Origin of the sequence: Streptomyces sp. NBC_01689 (assembly GCF_036250675.1) — a bacterium.
In the GTDB taxonomy this organism is placed as follows: Bacteria; Actinomycetota; Actinomycetes; order Streptomycetales; family Streptomycetaceae; genus Streptomyces.
Genome location: NZ_CP109592.1, coordinates 3568912 through 3586505 on the forward strand (window position 1 = coordinate 3568912; position 17594 = coordinate 3586505).

The 17594-nt window shown below is 72.9% G+C and carries 14 protein-coding genes; 2 read left to right on the forward strand and 12 right to left on the reverse strand.

Features of this window, described 5'->3' with window-relative positions; translation table 11 throughout:
- Positions 1–24: 24 nt before the first annotated feature.
- Positions 25–966 carry a 2-hydroxyacid dehydrogenase gene (locus OG776_RS14940; protein WP_148010600.1) on the reverse strand — a complete coding sequence of 314 codons (942 nt, stop codon included), beginning with the start codon at positions 964–966 and terminating at the stop codon, positions 25–27.
- A gap of 76 nt (positions 967–1042) precedes the next feature.
- Here OG776_RS14940 and OG776_RS14945 point away from each other — a divergent pair, with 76 nt between their 5' ends.
- Both OG776_RS14945 and OG776_RS14950 read left to right on the forward strand, forming a co-directional pair.
- A complete protein-coding gene (locus OG776_RS14945) occupies positions 1043–2086 on the forward strand; it encodes an aldo/keto reductase (protein ID WP_329321063.1) in 1044 nt (347 codons plus the stop codon).
- A 109-nt stretch (positions 2087–2195) separates the two neighbouring features.
- Positions 2196–3404 carry a PQQ-dependent sugar dehydrogenase gene (locus OG776_RS14950; RefSeq protein WP_329321065.1) on the forward strand — a complete coding sequence of 403 codons (1209 nt, stop codon included), beginning with the start codon at positions 2196–2198 and terminating at the stop codon, positions 3402–3404.
- 1 nt (position 3405) lies between these two features.
- On the opposite strand, the gene OG776_RS14955 is transcribed toward OG776_RS14950, so the two are convergent.
- The 11 genes from OG776_RS14955 to ligA form a co-directional block, all read right to left on the reverse strand.
- Complete coding sequence (locus OG776_RS14955; RefSeq protein WP_443077362.1) at positions 3406–3690, reverse strand: DUF6191 domain-containing protein; 285 nt, start codon at positions 3688–3690, stop codon at positions 3406–3408.
- 47 nt (positions 3691–3737) lie between these two features.
- Positions 3738–6830 carry a helix-turn-helix transcriptional regulator gene (locus OG776_RS14960; protein ID WP_148010596.1) on the reverse strand — a complete coding sequence of 1031 codons (3093 nt, stop codon included), beginning with the start codon at positions 6828–6830 and terminating at the stop codon, positions 3738–3740.
- Positions 6831–7009: 179 nt separating this feature from the next.
- The gene (locus OG776_RS14965) at positions 7010–7207 is read right to left on the reverse strand and encodes a hypothetical protein (RefSeq protein WP_148010595.1); all 198 of its coding nucleotides are present in this window, start codon (positions 7205–7207) and stop codon (positions 7010–7012) included.
- Positions 7208–7382: 175 nt separating this feature from the next.
- Complete coding sequence (locus OG776_RS14970; RefSeq protein ID WP_148010594.1) at positions 7383–8012, reverse strand: hypothetical protein; 630 nt, start codon at positions 8010–8012, stop codon at positions 7383–7385.
- A gap of 97 nt (positions 8013–8109) precedes the next feature.
- Complete coding sequence (locus OG776_RS14975) at positions 8110–8676, reverse strand: GNAT family N-acetyltransferase (protein ID WP_329321070.1); 567 nt, start codon at positions 8674–8676, stop codon at positions 8110–8112.
- A 290-nt stretch (positions 8677–8966) separates the two neighbouring features.
- The gene (gene gatB / locus OG776_RS14980; RefSeq protein ID WP_148010592.1) at positions 8967–10484 is read right to left on the reverse strand and encodes an Asp-tRNA(Asn)/Glu-tRNA(Gln) amidotransferase subunit GatB; all 1518 of its coding nucleotides are present in this window, start codon (positions 10482–10484) and stop codon (positions 8967–8969) included.
- A gap of 16 nt (positions 10485–10500) precedes the next feature.
- Complete coding sequence (locus OG776_RS14985; RefSeq protein WP_148010591.1) at positions 10501–10743, reverse strand: hypothetical protein; 243 nt, start codon at positions 10741–10743, stop codon at positions 10501–10503.
- Positions 10740–12245, reverse strand: coding sequence for an Asp-tRNA(Asn)/Glu-tRNA(Gln) amidotransferase subunit GatA (gene gatA / locus OG776_RS14990; protein WP_148010590.1), 1506 nt, complete (start codon positions 12243–12245; stop codon positions 10740–10742). The genes OG776_RS14985 and gatA overlap by 4 nt, the downstream gene beginning before the upstream one ends.
- Positions 12246–12250: 5 nt before the next feature.
- The gene (gene gatC, locus OG776_RS14995; protein WP_010984178.1) at positions 12251–12547 is read right to left on the reverse strand and encodes an Asp-tRNA(Asn)/Glu-tRNA(Gln) amidotransferase subunit GatC; all 297 of its coding nucleotides are present in this window, start codon (positions 12545–12547) and stop codon (positions 12251–12253) included.
- 354 nt (positions 12548–12901) lie between these two features.
- Entirely contained in the window at positions 12902–15136 is a 2235-nt protein-coding gene (locus OG776_RS15000) for a putative bifunctional diguanylate cyclase/phosphodiesterase (RefSeq protein ID WP_148010589.1), read from the reverse strand.
- A gap of 261 nt (positions 15137–15397) precedes the next feature.
- On the reverse strand, positions 15398–17593 hold the full coding sequence (ligA, locus tag OG776_RS15005) for an NAD-dependent DNA ligase LigA (protein ID WP_148010588.1): 2196 nt from the start codon (positions 17591–17593) through the stop codon (positions 15398–15400).
- Between the last annotated feature and the right edge of the window lies 1 nt (position 17594).

Consider the following 17594-nt stretch of genomic DNA (forward strand, 5'->3'; position numbering starts at 1 on the left):
GGGCGGAGCCGCGGCCGGCGGCGACTACGTGCCCGTGGTGAGGACCACGTTGGCGAGCGGTTCCCGGTTCACGAACCGCGTCAACTGACCGACCAGCAACCGCTCGGCGCGCGGCAGGAACGCCGACGTGGGGCCGCCGACGTGCGGGCTGACGAGCACGCCGGGCGCCTGCCACAGAGGGTGCCCCAGGGGCAGCGGCTCGGGGTCGGTGACGTCCAGGGCGGCGGTGAGGCGTCCGCTCTCCAGCTCCGCGAGCAGGGCCTTGGTGTCGACGACCGCGCCGCGGGCGACGTTGACCAGCAGCGCGCCGTCCTTCATACGGGCCAGGAACTCGGCGTCCACCAGTCCGCGCGTGCTGTCGGTGAGGGGGGTGGAGAGCACCACGACGTCGGCCTCGGGGAGCAGCGCGGGAAGTTCCGTGAGTGGGTGCACCGGACCGCGCGCCGTGGTGCGCTCGGAGCGCGCGACGCGCGCCACCCGCGCCACCTCGAAGGGCACGAGCCGGTCCTCGATCGCGGACCCGATCGACCCGTATCCCACGATCAGCACGGACTTGTCGGCGAGCGCGGGACGGAACCCGGTGCGCCACTCCCCCTTGTCCTGGGCCCGTACGAAGTCGGGGATGCCCCGCAGCGAGGCGAGGATCAGGGTGAGGGCGAGCTCGCCGGTGCTCGCCTCGTGCACCCCCTTGGCGTTGCACAACTGCACCCCGGGCCGCAGGGACTTGACGCCCTCCAGGACGTGGTCGACCCCGGCGGAGAGGGTCTGCACGGCCTGTACGGAGGTCATTTCGGCCATCGGCCGCCGGCCCACGGCGGGCGGCTTCATGTAGGGCACCACGTAGAAGACGCAGTCGGCCGGGTCCGCGGGGAACTCCTGACCGCCGTTCCAGAAGCGGTAGTCGAGGCCTTCGGGCAGGCCCTTGAGATCGTCGGCGTGAAAGGGAAGCCACACATCGGAAGTCATGCTCAGGAGGCTATGTCAGGGGGTGGGACGCGCAGACGTTAGGTTGGGGTGGCAGGAGAGGGAGGGTCACGGCCAGGTGGAGCGCAGGACGATCGGCGCGGCGACGCTGGAGGTGGGGGCGGTCGGCCTCGGGTGCATGCCGATGAGCTGGGCGTACACCGGTTCGCGGCAGCGCGGTGAGGAGTCGCTGCGCACGGTGCACGCGGCGCTCGACCTCGGGACGACGTTGCTGGACACGGCCGACATGTACGGGCCCTTCACCAATGAGCTGCTGGTGGGGCGGGCGCTGCGGGAACGGCGTGCCGAGGCCTTCGTGTCGACGAAGGTGGGGCTGCTGGTGGGTGAGCAGCACCTCGTGGCCAATGGGCGTCCGGGTTATGTGCGGCGGGCCTGCGACGCGTCGTTGCGCCGGCTGCAGACGGACGTGATCGACCTCTACCAGCTGCACCGCGCGGACCCCGAGGTTCCGGTCGAGGAGACCTGGGGTGCGATGGCGGATCTCGTGGCGGCCGGAAAGGTGCGCTCGCTCGGGCTGTGCGCGGTCGGCGCGCGGTCCGCCCGGCGTCCGGGGGCGCGTCCGCACGACGGGCGGTCGCCTGCCGGACGGCCGCACGACGGGCGGCCGCACGACGGAACGATCCGGCAGCTGGAGCGGCTGCAGCAGGTCTTCCCGGTGAGCGCGGTGGAGGCCGAGCTGTCCGTCTGGTCGACGGAGGCGCTGGACGCGCTGCTGCCGTGGTGCGCCGCGCGCGGTGTGGGCTTCCTGGCGGCGATGCCGCTCGGCAACGGTTTCCTGACCGGGACGCTGACACCGGGCGGGGGCTTCGAGCCCGATGACGTGAGGGCCCGTCATCCCCGCTTCACGGCCGAGATGATGGCCGCCAACCAGCCGATCGTCGCCGGGCTGCGGCGGGTCGCCCGACGGCACGGGGACGGGGTCACCCCGGCCCAGGTGGCGCTGGCCTGGGTGCTCTCCCGGGGCCGGCAGGTGGTTCCGGTGCCCGGGGCCAAGCGGGCGCGCTGGGCGGCGGAGAACGCGGGGGCGGCCGGGCTGCGGCTGACGGCGGAGGATCTGGCGGAGGTGGCCGGGCTGCCCGGAGCGCAGGGGTCGTGGGACTGACTGTCCCCCGGCCCGCGGCCCGCTCGCGCGGCGACCGCCTCCGGCCGTCTCTCCGGCCTCCCGCGCGTCGGGTGTTCCCGATCGGGAACCCGCGGGACGTGAGCGGTGTATGAACAGTAGGACCGCCACGTCGAAGGGACCTCTGATCGTGCAACGTCGAGTGGTGAAGGCCGCGTTGGCCGCGGCCGCGCTGGTGGTGACGGCCGGCTGTTCCTCGGGCGGCTCGGGAGGCGGATCGGCGACGGGCGGTCCTGACCCGTCCGTGAGCGGTCCGGTCACGGGTTCGGCGTCCTCGCCGCGGCCGACCGGCACGGCCGCGCCCGCCAAGGGCTCGGTGAAGGTGGTGCGCACGGTCGCCGAGGGCCTCAAGTCGCCCTGGGGTCTCGCGCCGCTGCCGGAAGGCGGTCTTCTCGTCTCCTCGCGGGACGAGGGGACCATCACCCGGGTGGACGAGAAGACCGGCAGGACAACGGAGCTGGGCCAGGTGCCGGGGGTGGCCCCCGCCGGGGAGGGCGGCCTGCTCGGTATCGCGCTCTCCCCCGACTACGCCTCGGACCACATGGTCTACGCGTACCTGACGACGGCTTCGGACAACCGGATCGTCCGTATGCTGTACGACCCCCGGAAGCCCCCCGGCGGGCAGTTGGGCGCACCGGACACGATCTTCAAGGGCATTCCCAAGGGAATGATCCACAACGGCGGCCGGATCGCCTTCGGCCCGGACGGGATGCTGTACGCGGGGGCGGGTGAGACGGGCACCCGGGGGCTGGCCCAGGACAGGAAGGCGCTGGGCGGCAAGATCCTGCGGATGACGCCGGACGGGGATCCGGCGCCGGGCAACCCGTTCGTCGGTTCCGTCGTGTACTCGTACGGACACCGCAACGTCCAGGGTCTCGCCTGGGACGACAGGCAGCGGCTGTGGGCCTCGGAGTTCGGGCAGGACACCTGGGACGAGCTGAACCAGATCAAGCCCGGGGACAACTACGGCTGGCCGGTCGTCGAGGGCAGGAGCGGCGATCCGAAGTACCACGACCCGGTCGCCCAGTGGCACACGGACGACGCCTCCCCCAGCGGCATCGCCTATGCCGGGGGTTCCCTCTGGATGGCGGGGCTCAAGGGCGAGCGGCTGTGGCGGATCCCGCTGGCGGGCACCCGGGCCGCCGCCGCTCCGCAGTCCTTCCTGAAGGGCAGGTACGGGCGGCTGCGCACGGTGGTTCCGGCGGGCGGGGACAGGCTCTGGCTGGTCACGAGCGAGACGGACGGCCGGGGCAGCCCCGGCAAGGGGGACGACCGCGTCCTGGAGCTGGAGGTGAAGTAGCTCAGCGGTCTCGCGGGCCGTCCGGACCGCTGGAGGCTTCTTCCGGGTCGGGCGCGGGTCCCTCCGGCTCGGGGAGGGGTCGATGCGGGTCGGACGACGCGGGCTCCGTCGGCCCGGGCGGCTCATCGCGTTCCCGTTCCGGAGGCCGTACGACCACCTTGCCCGAGGAGAGGTCTATGGGACCGCGGCCCGGGTCGCCGTCGTTCAGGTCCACGCGGGTCAGTTCGAGCCGTTTGCGTTCGTCCTCGGTGTGCTTGCGTCCTGGTGCGAAGATCTCGTCGAACATGTTGAACACGGCGACTCCCTCGGCGCGGGTCCCCGCCAGCGTATGCCTCAGCCCGCCGTCCGGGCAGTGGGGGTCTCCTGGGGGAACAGCCGGAGCCGGTGGGCCAGGGCCGCCGCCTCGCCCCGGCCCGAGACGCCGAGCTTGGCCAGGATGTTCGACACATGGACGCTGGCGGTCTTCGGGGAGATGAAGAGCTCCTCGGCGATCTGCCGGTTGCTGCGGCCGGCCGCGACCAGACGCAGCACGTCGCGTTCCCGGCCGGTGAGCCCGAGGGCCCGGGCCGGGTCGACGGGGTCCGGGGCGCAGGGACCGGGGGCCTTGCCCAGGGCGAGCCGGGCCCGCTGGGCGAGCAGCTCGACGGCGTCGACGAGCGGCCGGGCGCCGAGGTGGTCGGCCGCGGCCCGGGCCAGCCTCAGGAGCTCGGTGGCACGGGCCCGCTCCTCCTCGCCCGCGCCCGCGGCCAGCAGCGAGCCGGCGAGGCGGCGACGGACGCGGGCGAGGTCGTAGGGGCGTTCCAGGCATTCGAAGGCCGACACGACCTCGGTCCAGTCGTGCGGGTCGGACAGGCCCTCGGCGCGCCGGAGTTCGGCGCGCACCCACCGCTCGTACGCGTGCCAGACCGGTGCTCCGGTGGCCAGTGTCCTGGCGGCCTCCCGCACGCCGCCCACGGTCTTGTCGCGCCCCGCCTCGGCGGCGGGCAGTCCGCGCGCGTCGGCCTCCGCGGTGGCGGCGGCGAGCAGCAGGGGCCACCCGTAGCGCTGGGTGCCGGGCGGGAAGCCCCCCTCCAGTGCCTGTTCCAGGGTGGTCCGGGCGTCGAGGAGCCGGCCCTGTTCCGTGGCGACGCGGATCGTGCTGCGCGCCAGCGGCAGGGCGTGCTGCGGCATGGGGTCGTGGGTGCCGAAGTGGGCGCGGGCGGCCTCCAGCCGGCGGGCCGCCTCGGCGAGGTCACCGCGCTCCACGGCGAGGTCGGCGAGGCGCAGGGCGCCGCTGCCGGACGGCTTTCCGCTGACTCCCACGCCCAGTGCGTTCCGGGCCGCCTCGGCGGCTTCGTCCCAGCGGCCGAGTGAGCAGAGCGACTCGGCGAGGTTGCCCCACACCCAGGCCTCGGTGTCCACCAGTCCGTTCCGCCGGGCGAGTTCGGTGCCCTGGCGGAGGATCGGGACGGCTTCGCGGGAGCGGCCGACCGACTCCAGGTGGGACGGCAGGTTGATGTGCAGGCGGCCCGCCACGAGGGAGGCGCCGTGCGTCGGCACCTGCTCCTTGACCCGGTACATCTCGGTGATGCCGGCCTCGATGTCGCCCGCGTCGACCATGAGGCCGCCGAGGGTGAGCCGGGCGTTCAGTTCGATGTCCCGGGCGCCGACCATACGGGCGTACTCCACGGCCCGTTCTGCGGCGAACAGGGCTCCGGGGCCCGGTTCGTGGAGCATGCACCAGGCGGCGACCAGGGAGAGCACCTCGGCGTGCACCTCCGACGGGGGCAGACCGCGCACCAGGTCCCGGGCGGTGGCGAGTTCCTGCCACCCGTCGCCGCGCGCCTGGGCGGTGACGAGACGGGAGCGCTGGACCCAGAACCAGGCGGCGCGCAGCGGATCGCACCCGTCCTCCAGGACGTGCAGCGCCCGTTTGGTGATCTTCAGGGCCCGTTCGCGCTCCCCCGACAGCCGTCCCGCGACGGCGGCCTCGGCCATCAGGTCGAGATAGCGCAGGGGTGCGGGGAGGTCCGGGGCGGCCGGGTCGTGGCCGCACGGCGGGAACACCTCCACGTAGTCGACGGGGCGCAGGGCGGCCCGTACGGCTTCCGGGGCCGCCTCCCACAGCTCCATGGCCCGCTCCAGGAGCCGGAGTTGTTCGGAGTGGGCGTGCCGGCAGCGGGCCTCGACGGAGGCGTCCAGGACGGCGGGCAGGGCCTTGGCGGCGTCGTGCGCGTGGTACCAGTAGCTGGCCAGGCGGGTGGCGCGCTCGTCGGCGGGGACGAGGGTGGGGTCGGCCTCCAGTGCCTCGGCGTAGCGGCGGCTGAAGCGGGAGCGTTCGCCGGGCAGCAGGTCGTCGCTGACGGCCTCCCTGACCAGGGAGTGGCGGAAGCGGTAGCCGTCGCCGCCGGGTGAGGCGAGCAGGATGTTGGCGCCGACGGCGGCGCGCAGTGCGTCGATGAGGTCGTCCTCGGCGAGCCGGGCCACGGCGGCGAGCAGCCGGTACTCGACGGTGGAGCCGCCCTCGGCGACGATCCGGGCGATGCGCTGGGCGCTCTCGGGCAGCCCTTCGACGCGTACGAGGAGCAGGTCGCGCAGTGTGTCCGTGAGGCCGGTGCGGCAGCCCTGGTGGGCGGCGACGGCGAGTTCCTCGACGAAGAAGGCGTTGCCGTCGGAGCGTTCGAAGATCTCGTCGACCTGCGCCGGGTCGGGTTCGTGGGCGAGGATGCCGGCGATCTGGCGGCCGACCTCGGCGCGCGTGAGGCGGCCGAGTTCGATGCGGCGGACGGTGCGCAGCCGGTCCAGTTCGGCGAGCAGGGGGCGCAGCGGGTGGCGGCGGTGGATGTCGTCGGCGCGGTAGGTGGCCACGACGACCAGGCGCCCGCTGCGCAGCGTGCGGAAGAGGTAGGCCAGCAGGTGGCGGGTGGAGGCGTCGGCCCAGTGCAGGTCCTCCAGGGCCAGGACGACGGTGCGGTCGGCGGCGACGCGTTCCAGGAGCCGGGCGGTGAGTTCGAAGAGGCGGGCCATGCCCTCCTCGTCGGGGCGCCGGCCGCGGTCCGTCTCGCCGAGCTCGGGCAGCAGCCGGGCCAGCTCGTCCTCCTGTCCGGCGGCGGCCGCGGCGAGCTCGTCGGGGAGCAGGCGGCGCAGGGCGCGCAGGGCGGTGGAGAACGGGGCGAAGGGCAGCCCGTCGGCACCGATCTCGACGCAGCCGCCGACCGCGAAGACGGCGCCCTCGCGGTCGGCGACGGTGGCGAACTCCTCGATCAGCCGGGTCTTCCCGACCCCGGCCTCGCCACCGAGGAGCAGCGCCTGCGGTTCCCCGGTTCCCGGCGTCCGGGCACCGCTGCCGCCGGCGGCACGGGCGAGCGCCTCGCGCAGGACGCCCAGTTCGTCCGCGCGGCCGACGAACACGGGGCTGACGGATCTGGTCTCCACGGGCCCGAGCATCGCACAACGGTCCGACGGAGCGGCACCGGTTATCGGGTGGCCGGCCGTCGGCGCGGACCCGGGTGCCGGGAGAGGGGCGAGCGCTCTTCCGGGAGGCCGGCCGACCCCTGTACGGCCGGCCTCCCCGGGTGTGGGAGGGGGGCCGCCCTCGGTACGGGCGGCCCCCCTGGGCCCGGCGTTCACGCGGCGCGGGCGAACCGGTGCCGGCGAGGACCCCGGCTATGCGCCTGCCCCTCGGTGTCGTTCCGGCCGGACCGGTGGCCGGCGCCGCGTCGGTCGGCACGACGGCCGCGCAGGGCCTCCGTCACCAGCCGGTGGTTCTGCGCCTCGCGGATCAGCTCGGCCGATCGGATCTGGTGGATCTCGTACTCGAACATCTCGTACCCCTCGTGAAGAAGCCGGTTTCCGCATCGCTCCGTGCGATGCCTCAACCTTCGTCCCCCAGGGGGGTGCGTCACATCGGGAGAGTGCCGCATCTTCGACGCGCGAAGGGCCTTAGGGCGGCGGCAGATGAGCCGCGCCGGCCCTAAGGCCCCTCAGACGTACGGGGGTTCACTTGGTGGAGGGCAGTCCCAGCAGGAGGTCGGAGTACTTGGCGACCGCGAGCACGAGGCCGACGACGCCGAGCGAGACGCCCGCCCAGGCGACCGACTTGATCCACGGGGCCTGCGGCCTGCCGGGCGCTCCGAAGGCGGGCCGGACGAGGACCACGACGCCGCCGATCAGCGCGGCGAGCGCGAAGAGGCCGCCGACGAGCGCGGTGGTCGCCCAGGCATCGCCGTAGACCTCCTTGACCTGCGTGGCGACGCTCGCGGACGACGAGGTCTGGAGCTGTCCGACGAGGGTCTCCCGGGCGGCGGCCACGGTGGCGACCCAGCTGCCGGTGAGCGACACGATGCCGAGTCCGGCCGAGACGACGGCGGCGGCGCCCTGGCCGACGCCGGTGGCCTCCTTCTCCGCGGCCACGAGGAGGTCCTCGTCCGCCGGGGCACCGTCCTCGGTGCCGTCCTGCTCCTCGGCCTCGGCCTCGGCCTCGTGCTCGGTCTCGGCCGGTGCCTCCGCCCCGGTCACGGCCGCGCCGTCCGGCGTCTCCTCGGTACCGGTGACCTGCGGGGTCTCCTTGTCGCTCTTCGCCTCGGTGCCGTTCGCGTCCACGGCTTCGTCAACTGTCTTCGTTCCCATGTCCCGCACCGTACGGACGGAGTCTGAGAAGTGTCTTAATGATCCCTGTGCTGTCCGGTAACGATCGGCGTACGCGTCGGTGACCGCCGGGCGGCGCTCAGCCGCCGGTCCCCGCGCGGGCCGCCCGCCAGTCGGGCGCGAGCACCGACCAGACCTCCATGTCGAGGCGTACTCCCCGGTGGGGGAAGCTCTCCCGCAGCACCGCGTCCCGGGTCATTCCCAGCCGCCGGGCGCCGTTCACACTCGGCTCGTTCGCCGAGGCGGCGATCCACTCCACCCGGTGGATCCCGCGTTCCTCGACGGCCCAGTCGATGAGCAGCCGCATCGCGCGCGTGACCAGGCCCCGCCCGGTGCCGGCGGGTTCCAGCCAGCAGCCGACCTCGCAGTTGCCGCGTGCCGCGTCGAAGTTGAGGAAGAGCACTCCGCCCACCAGCCGTCCCTCCAGCCACAGGCCGTGCAGGGACCCGGTGTCGGCGGCACGCTGGTCGGCGTAGCGCTGGAGCAGTTCCCGCGCGGAGGCCACGTCCGTGGCGCCCGAGCCGAACGGGATGTACTGGCCGATGAACTCGCGTCCCCGGTCCAGATGGGCGAGGAACTCCTCCGCGTGCCAGGGCTCCAGGGGGCGCAGCTCCGCGCCGTCGTCGCCCAGCGATATCGCGTACATCGTGCTGCTGCTCCTTCTTCCGTTCTTCCGTCGCGTCCGCCGGTTCCGCATGCGGCACGGCGGCCGGGGTCTCGTGGGTGGTGCGCACGCGGCGTGGAGCCGGGGCGGCACTCCGGCGGTGTTCCGGTCGCGGTGCCGGGGTGTTCCGGCGCCCCGCAGCCGGTCGGACGCGTGAGCGTCGGCCCGGCCGGCGGGCGCCCGTGGGCTTCCCGTGCCGGTGTGCTCACGACAGGCCTGAGGGGACGCACCACGACTGGTGCGTCCCCCCGGGCCGGACGATGCGGGGACGGTCAGCCCTCGCTGACGCCCAGCTTCTCCAGGATGAGCTCCTTGACGCGGGCCGCGTCGGCCTGACCGCGGGTGGCCTTCATGACCGCGCCGACCAGGGCGCCGGCCGCGGCCACCTTGCCGCCGCGGATCTTGTCCGCGACGCCCGGGTTGCCCGCGATGGCCTCGTCGACCGCGGCGGTCAGCGCGCCCTCGTCCGAGACGACCTTGAGCCCGCGCTTGTCGACGACCTCGTCCGGGGTGCCCTCGCCCGCGAGCACGCCCTCGATGACCTGACGGGCGAGCTTGTCGTTGAGGTCCCCGGCGGCCACGAGCCCCGCCACCCGGGCGACCTGCGCCGGGGTGATGGGAAGGTCCTCCAGGGCCTTGCCCGACTCGTTGGCGCTGCGGGCCAGTTCGCCCATCCACCACTTGCGGGCGGACGCGGCGTCCGCGCCGGCCTCGATGGTGGCGACGATCGCGTCGATGGCACCGGCGTTGAGGATCGACTGCATGTCGTGGGCGCTGACGCCCCACTCCTCGCGCAGCCGGTTGCGGCGGGCCAGCGGCTGCTCGGGCAGGCCCGCGCGCAGCTCCTCGACCCACTCGCGGGACGGGGCGACGGGGACGAGGTCGGGCTCCGGGAAGTACCGGTAGTCCTCGGCCTCCTCCTTCACGCGGCCCGAGGTCGTGGACCCGGTGTCCTCGTGGAAGTGACGCGTCTCCTGGACGATCGTGCCGCCGCCGTCGAGGACCGCGGCGTGCCGCTGGATCTCGAAACGGGCCGCGCGCTCCACCGAGCGCAGCGAGTTGACGTTCTTCGTCTCGGAGCGCGTGCCGAACTTCTCGCGGCCGTGCGGGCGCAGCGACAGGTTCACGTCGCAGCGCATCTGCCCCATCTCCATGCGGGCTTCCGAGACGCCGAGCGCCTTGATCAGCTCGCGCAGCTCGGCGACGTACGCCTTGGCGACCTCGGGAGCACGCGCGCCCGCGCCCTCGATCGGCTTGGTGACGATCTCGATGAGGGGGATGCCGGCGCGGTTGTAGTCGAGCAGGGAGTGCGAGGCGCCGTGGATACGGCCGGTCGCTCCGCCGACGTGCGTCGACTTGCCGGTGTCCTCCTCCATGTGGGCGCGTTCGATCTCCACGCGGAAGACCTCGCCGTCCTCCAGCTGGACGTCGAGGTAGCCGTTGAAGGCGATCGGCTCGTCGTACTGGGAGGTCTGGAAGTTCTTCGGCATGTCCGGATAGAAGTAGTTCTTCCGGGCGAAGCGGCACCACTCGGCGATCTCGCAGTGCAGCGCGAGACCGATCTTGATGGCGGACTCGACGCCGATCGCGTTGACGACGGGCAGCGAGCCCGGCATGCCGAGGCAGGTGGGGCAGGTCTGCGAGTTGGGCTCGGCGCCCAGCTCGGTGGAGCACCCGCAGAACATCTTGGTCTTGGTGCCGAGTTCGACATGGACCTCGAGGCCCATGACGGGGTCGTACGTCGCCAGGGCGTCCTCGTACGACACCAGCTCGTCGGTCGTGGTGGTCACGGTGAAAACTTCCCTCTCAGCCCAGCAGGACGTCGTCGTCGCCCAGGCGCCTGAGCTCCCGGTAGAGGATGGCGAGGCCGGTGACGATGGCGGCGGCGGACACGGCCGCGTCGATCAGGCGCAGCGTGTCGTGCTCCGTGCGGGCCTTCTTGGCCTGCTTGGCGACGCCGAGGGCCCCGAACGCGGTGGTCGCGATGGACAGGTACGTGCCGGACTTGGACTTCTTGAAGCCCTTGGCCTTGGTCAGAGCCTTACTCACAACGACGGAGCCTCCTCGATCAGCGGGTGCCCCCACTTTTCCACGAAGGCGGCCTCGACGGCGGCGCCGACCCTGTAGAGCCGGTCGTCCTTCATCGCCGGGGCGATGATCTGCAGCCCGACGGGGAGGTTGTCCTCCGGCGCGAGACCACAGGGCAGCGACATGGCCGCGTTGCCCGCCAGGTTGGTCGGGATGGTGCACAGGTCGGCGAGGTACATCGCCATCGGGTCGTCGGCACGCTCGCCGATCGCGAAGGCGGTGGTGGGCGTGGTCGGCGAGACGATCACGTCCACCTGCTCGAACGACTTCTCGAAGTCGCGGGTGATGAGCGTACGGACCTTCTGCGCCGAGCCGTAGTACGCGTCGTAGTAGCCGGAGCTGAGGGCGTACGTGCCGAGCATGATGCGGCGCTTGACCTCGTCGCCGAAGCCGGCCTCGCGGGTGAGCGAGGTGACCTCCTCGGCGGAACGCGTGCCGTCGTCGCCGACGCGCAGGCCGTAGCGCATGGCGTCGAAGCGGGCCAGGTTGGACGAGCACTCGGACGGCGCGATCAGGTAGTACGCGGATAGCGCCAGGTCGAAGGACGGGCAGTCCAGCTCGACGATCTCGGCGCCGAGCTCCTTGAGCACGGCGACGGCCTCGTCGAAGCGCTGCACGACTCCGGCCTGGTAGCCCTCGCCGCGGAACTGCTTGACGACGCCGACGCGCATGCCCGTGACGGAGCCGTTGCGGGCGGCCTCGACGACCGGGGGGACCGGGGCGTCGATGGACGTGGAGTCGAGCGGGTCGTGCCCGGCGATGACCTCGTGCAGCAGGGCCGCGTCCAGGACCGTACGGGCGCAGGGGCCGCCCTGGTCGAGGGAGGAGGAGAACGCCACCATGCCGTAGCGGGAGACCCCGCCGTACGTGGGCTTGACGCCGACCGTGCCGGTGACGGCCGCGGGCTGGCGGATGGAGCCGCCCGTGTCGGTGCCGATGGCGAGCGGCGCCTCGAAGGAGGCGAGCGCGGCGGAGGAGCCGCCGCCCGAGCCGCCGGGGACGCGGCTGAGGTCCCAGGGGTTGCCCGTGGGGCCGTACGCGCTGTTCTCGGTGGAGGACCCCATGGCGAACTCGTCCATGTTGGTCTTGCCGAGGATGACGACGTCGGCGTCCTTCAGCCGCTTGGTCACCGTCGCGTCGTAGGGCGGGATCCAGCCTTCGAGGATCTTGGAACCGACGGTGGTCGGGATCCCCTCGGTGGTGAAGATGTCCTTGAGCGCGAGGGGGACGCCCGCGAGCGGGCCGAGCTTCTCGCCGCGCTCCCGCTTCGCGTCGACGGCGCGGGCCTGGGCCAGGGCGCCCTCCCGGTCGACGTGCAGGAAGGCGTGCACCTTCTCGTCGACGGCCTCGATACGGGCGAGGTGGGCTTCGGTGACCTCGACGGCCGTGAGCTCGCCGGCGGCGATCCGCGCGGCGATCTCGGCGGCCGTCAGCCTGATGATGTTGACGTTGGTGTCCGTCATGGTGATTAGTCCTCCCCCAGGATCTGCGGCACCTTGAAACGCTGCTGCTCCTGGGCCGGGGCGCCGGAGAGCGCCTGCTCGGGGGTGAGCGACGGGCGGACCTCGTCCGCGCGCATGACGTTCGTCAGCGGCAGCGGGTGAGAGGTCGGCGGTACGTCTTGGTCGGCGACCTCGCTGACGCGGGCGACCGCGCCGATGATGTCGTCGAGCTGGCCGGCGAAGTGGTCGAGCTCTTCGGCCTTCAGCTCCAGACGCGCCAGCCGTGCGAGGTGGGCGACCTCCTCGCGCGTGATGCCAGGCATGCAGCGATCCTCTGGGTGAGAGTGTGTGGTTTGGCCCAATCCTATGGGGCCGGGGCCGATGCCCGCGCCCGGGTTTGCCCGCGGGGGTCCTCCGGGCGGGTGGGAGGGGGGTGTGGTGGCCGCCGTGACGAGCCTGCGGGCCGCCGGGTGCCTGAGCGCATGGGCCCCTCCGGGGGGACGAGGTGCGCGGTGCGAGGTGCGCTGTGGCCGCCGTGGCCGGCCTGCGGGCCGGTGGGGGCCGGGCGCGCCGTTCCCCGCGCCCCTGACGGGGGCGCCACGGACGCCGGGGACCCACCGCGGGCCCAGGGGAGCTGAGCGTGCCGTTCCCGCGCGCCGTACGCGGCTCGGCGGCGGCTACTCCGCGGCGGGCAGGGCGGCTCGTGGGCGTTGCCAGCCTCGTGAACCCCGTGCCAGCAGCCATGCCGTGGCCTCGTCCGGTGGCATCGCGGCGGCGACCAGCCAGCCCTGCACCGCGTCGCAGCCCAGGTCCCGCAGGCGTTCCCACGTCTCGTCGTCCTCGACGCCCTCCGCGACGACGAGCAGGCCCAGCGAGTGCGCGAGGTCCACCGTGCAGCGCACGATCTCCGCGTCCTCGTTGTCGATCGCGAGCCGTGCGACGAAGGACCGGTCGATCTTCAGTTCGCTGACGGGCAGCCGGCGCAGGTGGACCAGCGAGGAGTAGCCCGTGCCGAAGTCGTCCAGTGACATCTTGACCCCGTGCCCGGTCAGCCCGGCGAGGGTGTCCGCGGCGCGCTGCGGGTCCTCCAGCAGCACGTGTTCCGTGATCTCCAGTTGGAGGGCCCCCGCGGGAACCCCGTGCCGGGCGAGCCGTGCGGCGACCGCGCCCGCGAAGCCCGGGGTGTGCACGTCACGCGGGGAGACGTTCACCGCGACCGGCACCCGCAGCCCCTGCGCCCGCCACCGCGCGACCTGCGCGAGCGCCGTCTCCAGCACGTACTCCGTGAGGTGGGGCATCAGTCCGGACGACTCGGCGATCGCGATGAACTCGTCCGGCGCCACCCTGCCCCGCTCGGGATGGACCCAGCGGACGAGCGCCTCCAGACCGGCCACCTGTCCGTCGAAGCGGACCTTCGGCTGGTAGTGCAGTTCGACGTCCCCGGCGTCGAGGGCCCGCCGCAGGTCCCCCAGCAGCCCGAGCCGGTCCGGGGTGTTCGAGTCCCGCTTGGACTCGTAGACCTCCACCCCCGTACGGTCCCGCTTCGCCTGGTACATCGCCACGTCCGCCCGGCGCAGCAGCCCCTCCGCGTCGAGCGCGTGGTCGGGGAAGACGGCGAGTCCGGCGCTGGCCTCGAGGACGAGGGTGAGCCCGTCGAGGTCGAGCGGCGAGCCGAGCGCGGCGACGAGATTGCGGGCCACCCGGGTGGCCGACGTGGTGGAGTCGGCGACGGGCAGTAACACGGCGAACTCGTCACCGCCGAGCCGCGCGGCCTCCGCCCCGCGCGGCAGCGCCAGCCGCAGCCGTTCGGCTATCTGGAGCAGCAGCCGGTCACCGGCGAGATGCCCCAGCGTGTCGTTGACGGACCGGAAGCGGTCGAGGTCGATCAGCATCAACGCCGAACGCGCGCCTATGCGTTCGGCGTCGTCCAGGGCCGCCCAGGTGCGTTCGAGCAGCCACTGCCGGTTGGGCAGGCCGGTCAGCGGATCACGCAGTTGCTCCTCGGCCCGGACCCGCGCGATCCACAGCGTGGAGTCGAGGGCGATGAGGGGGATCGAGAACAGGGGCAGCAGCATGGGCTGGGCGACGGCGACCACGCAGATCAGCGGCGCGATGCCGAGCAGGGCGACCGCGACGAGGCCCTGCCGGACGAGGGCCGTACGGGCGGCGGTCGGCAGACCTCCGGTGCCCGGCACGTGCAGGCGCCAGAGCAGGACGCGGGTGACGGCGAGATACGCGGTGGCGACCAGCACCACCTGGGGCGCCGCGTAGAAGTCCCAGCTCTGCGGGTTCCAGGGGGCCTCGACCGACGGCACGCGCCCGAACACGGCGAGGACCAGCGCGCCGGCGCCGATGCCGAGGATGTCGACCGCTCCGTGCAACACCCCCTGGCGCCAACGGCCCCGGCGCGCGGCACCGACCAGGACGACGACGGTCAGGCTGACCATCCCGGCGGCCACCCACCCGTAGAGCAGCAGGACCGCGAGGGTCAGGGCGGCGCCGGATCCGGTGCCGCCCCACCACCGGGCCCGGCCGAGGGCGACCAGATGACCGACGATGACACCGGTCAGCACGGCCAGCGACCAGCCGACCGCGCCGGACGGGAAGAGGGCGTGGTGGTCGCTGAACGCCCGGAAGAAGCCGCCGCCGAGGACGAACGCGGCCACCGCGACGACCGTCGCGGGCAGCGCGGGCCAGGCGGTGGGCCGTTCGGGGTCGTGGCCGGGCAGGCCCGGACCGCGTCCGGTGCTGTACCGGCCCGCGGCGGTGGTGACCGTGAAGGGTGTGTGGTCCCGCTCGCCCGCGCCGGGGCGCGTCGACGACCGTCCCGTCCGGAGGCCCGCCATCCACGCGCCGGTCGTCCGGCGCAGGCGCAGCCGTACGTCCGGGGCGGCGCTCTCGGTCGGTTCCATTCCCGTCCCTCTCACAGCCGGCGGTGCCCACGCCACGCGGCCCGTTGCCGTCGAACACCGCCGACGGCACCGCGTCTCACGCACTCGTCCCCCGACTCCTCAGGAGCAGGGGATGCCCCAGCCGTAGCCGGGCACGGCAGGCGCACACCTCAACAGTAGGCCGCAGAAGGCTTCCACGGGCAGCGGTCGACGACGGTTGCCCGAATGCGACCCGGCCACCCGTATGCATCTGATATGCGCCGAACGGGTGGCCTTCAACCGCTACTCCTCGGTCGGAAGCGCGACTTCCGCGGCCGCTTCCGGTCCCTGTTCGAGCAGAACGGCGAAGCCGTCCTCGTTCAGGACGGGGACTTTGAGCTGCATGGCCTTGTCGTACTTCGATCCGGGATTCTCTCCCACCACGACAAAAGAGGTCTTCTTCGAGACAGAACCGGTCACTTTCGCTCCCCGGCTCTGCAGGGCGTCCTTCGCGCCGTCCCGTGTGTGGTGTTCGAGGGTGCCGGTGACGACGACGGTGAGTCCTTCGAGCGGGCGGGGGCCCTCGTCCTCGCCGGAGCCCTCGTCCTCCATACGGACGCCCGCCGCCCGCCACTTGCGGACGATCTCCCGGTGCCACTCCTCGGCGAACCACTCCTTGACGGAGGACGCGATGATCCCGCCGACCCCGTCGACCGCGGCGAGTTCCTCCTCGGTGGCCTGCTCGATGCGGTCGACGGAGCGGAACTCGCGGGCCAGCGCCTCCGCCGCGACCGGCCCGACGTGACGGATCGACAGACCGGTCAGGATGCGGGCGAGGGGGCGGTCCTTGGCCGCCGCGATGGTCTCCAGCATCGCCAGCGCGTTCTTCTTCGGCTCGCCCAGCTGGTTGGCGAAGACCGTGGCGACCTTCTCCTCGCCCGTCTTCGGGTCCCGCTTGGGCAGACCGCTGTCCTGGTCGAGGACGTACGCCTTGATCGGCAGCAGCTGCTCGACCGTGAGGTCGAAGAGGTCGCCCTCGTCCCTCAGCGGCGCCTCGTCCGGCTCCAGGGGCTTGGTGAGGGCCGCGGCGGAGACGTACCCGAAGTGGTCGATGTCCAGCGCCTTGCGGCCCGCGAGATAGAAGAGCCGTTCCCGCAACTGGGCCGGGCAGGCACGCGCGTTCGGGCAGCGCAGGTCGATGTCGCCTTCCTTCATGGCGCGCAGCGGCGTCCCGCACTCGGGACACTCGGCGGGCATCACGAACTCCCGCTCGGTGCCGTCCCGGAGGTCCACGACCGGGCCGAGGATCTCCGGGATCACGTCACCGGCCTTGCGCAGCACGACCGTGTCCCCGATCAGGACGCCCTTGGCCTTCACGACGTCCTGGTTGTGCAGGGTGGCGAACTCGACCTCCGAGCCCGCGACCGTGACCGGCTCGACCTGCGCGTACGGGGTGACACGCCCCGTGCGGCCGACACCGACCTTGATGTCGACCAGCTTGGTGTTGACCTCTTCCGGCGCGTACTTCCAGGCGATGGCCCAGCGTGGCGCGCGGGCCGTGGAGCCGAGGCGGCCCTGGAGACGGATCTCGTCGAGCTTGACGACGACCCCGTCGATCTCGTGCTCCACGGAGTGCCGGTTCTCCCCGTAGAACGCGATGAACTCCCGTACGCCGTCCAGGTCGTCGACCACCCTGGCGTACCGGGTGGTCGGCAGGCCCCAGGAGTGCAGGAGCTCGTAGGCCTCGGACAGGCGGTTCAGTCCCTCGAAGCCCTCCAGGGCGCCGATGCCGTGGACCACCATGTGCAGCGGGCGGCTCGCGGTGACGCGGGGGTCCTTCTGGCGCAGCGAACCGGCCGCGGCGTTGCGGGGGTTGGCGAAGGGCTTGTCACCGGCCTCCAGCAGGCGGGAGTTGAGCTCCGCGAACTTGTCCATCGGGAAGTAGACCTCGCCCCGGATCTCCACCAGGTCCGGGAAGCGGTCGCCCCGGAGGCGGTCCGGGATCTCCGCGATCGTCCGCACGTTCGGGGTGATGTCCTCGCCCGTGCGGCCGTCGCCGCGGGTGGCCGCTCGGGTCAGCCTGCCGTGCTCGTAGGTGAGGTTGACGGCGAGGCCGTCGACCTTCAGCTCGCACAGGAAGTGGTACGGGGAGGCGCCGACGTCCTTCGCGACCCGCTCCGCCCAGGCGGCGAGCTCCAGGTCGCTGAAGGCGTTGTCCAGCGACAGCATGCGCTCGCGGTGCTGCACGGACGTGAACTCGGTCTCGTAGGCGCCCGCGACCTTCTGGGTCGGGGAGTCGGGGGTGCGCAGCTCGGGATACCGCTCCTCCAGCTCCTCCAGTGAGCGCAGGAGCCTGTCGAACTCCGTGTCGCTGACGACCGGCTGGTCCTTCACGTAGTACCGGAAGCGGTGCTCCTCGATCTGCTCGGCCAGCCGCGCGTGCTGCTCGCGCGCCTCGGCGGGCAGGGGGTTGGGCTGTGCGTCCTTGTCGCCGGCCACC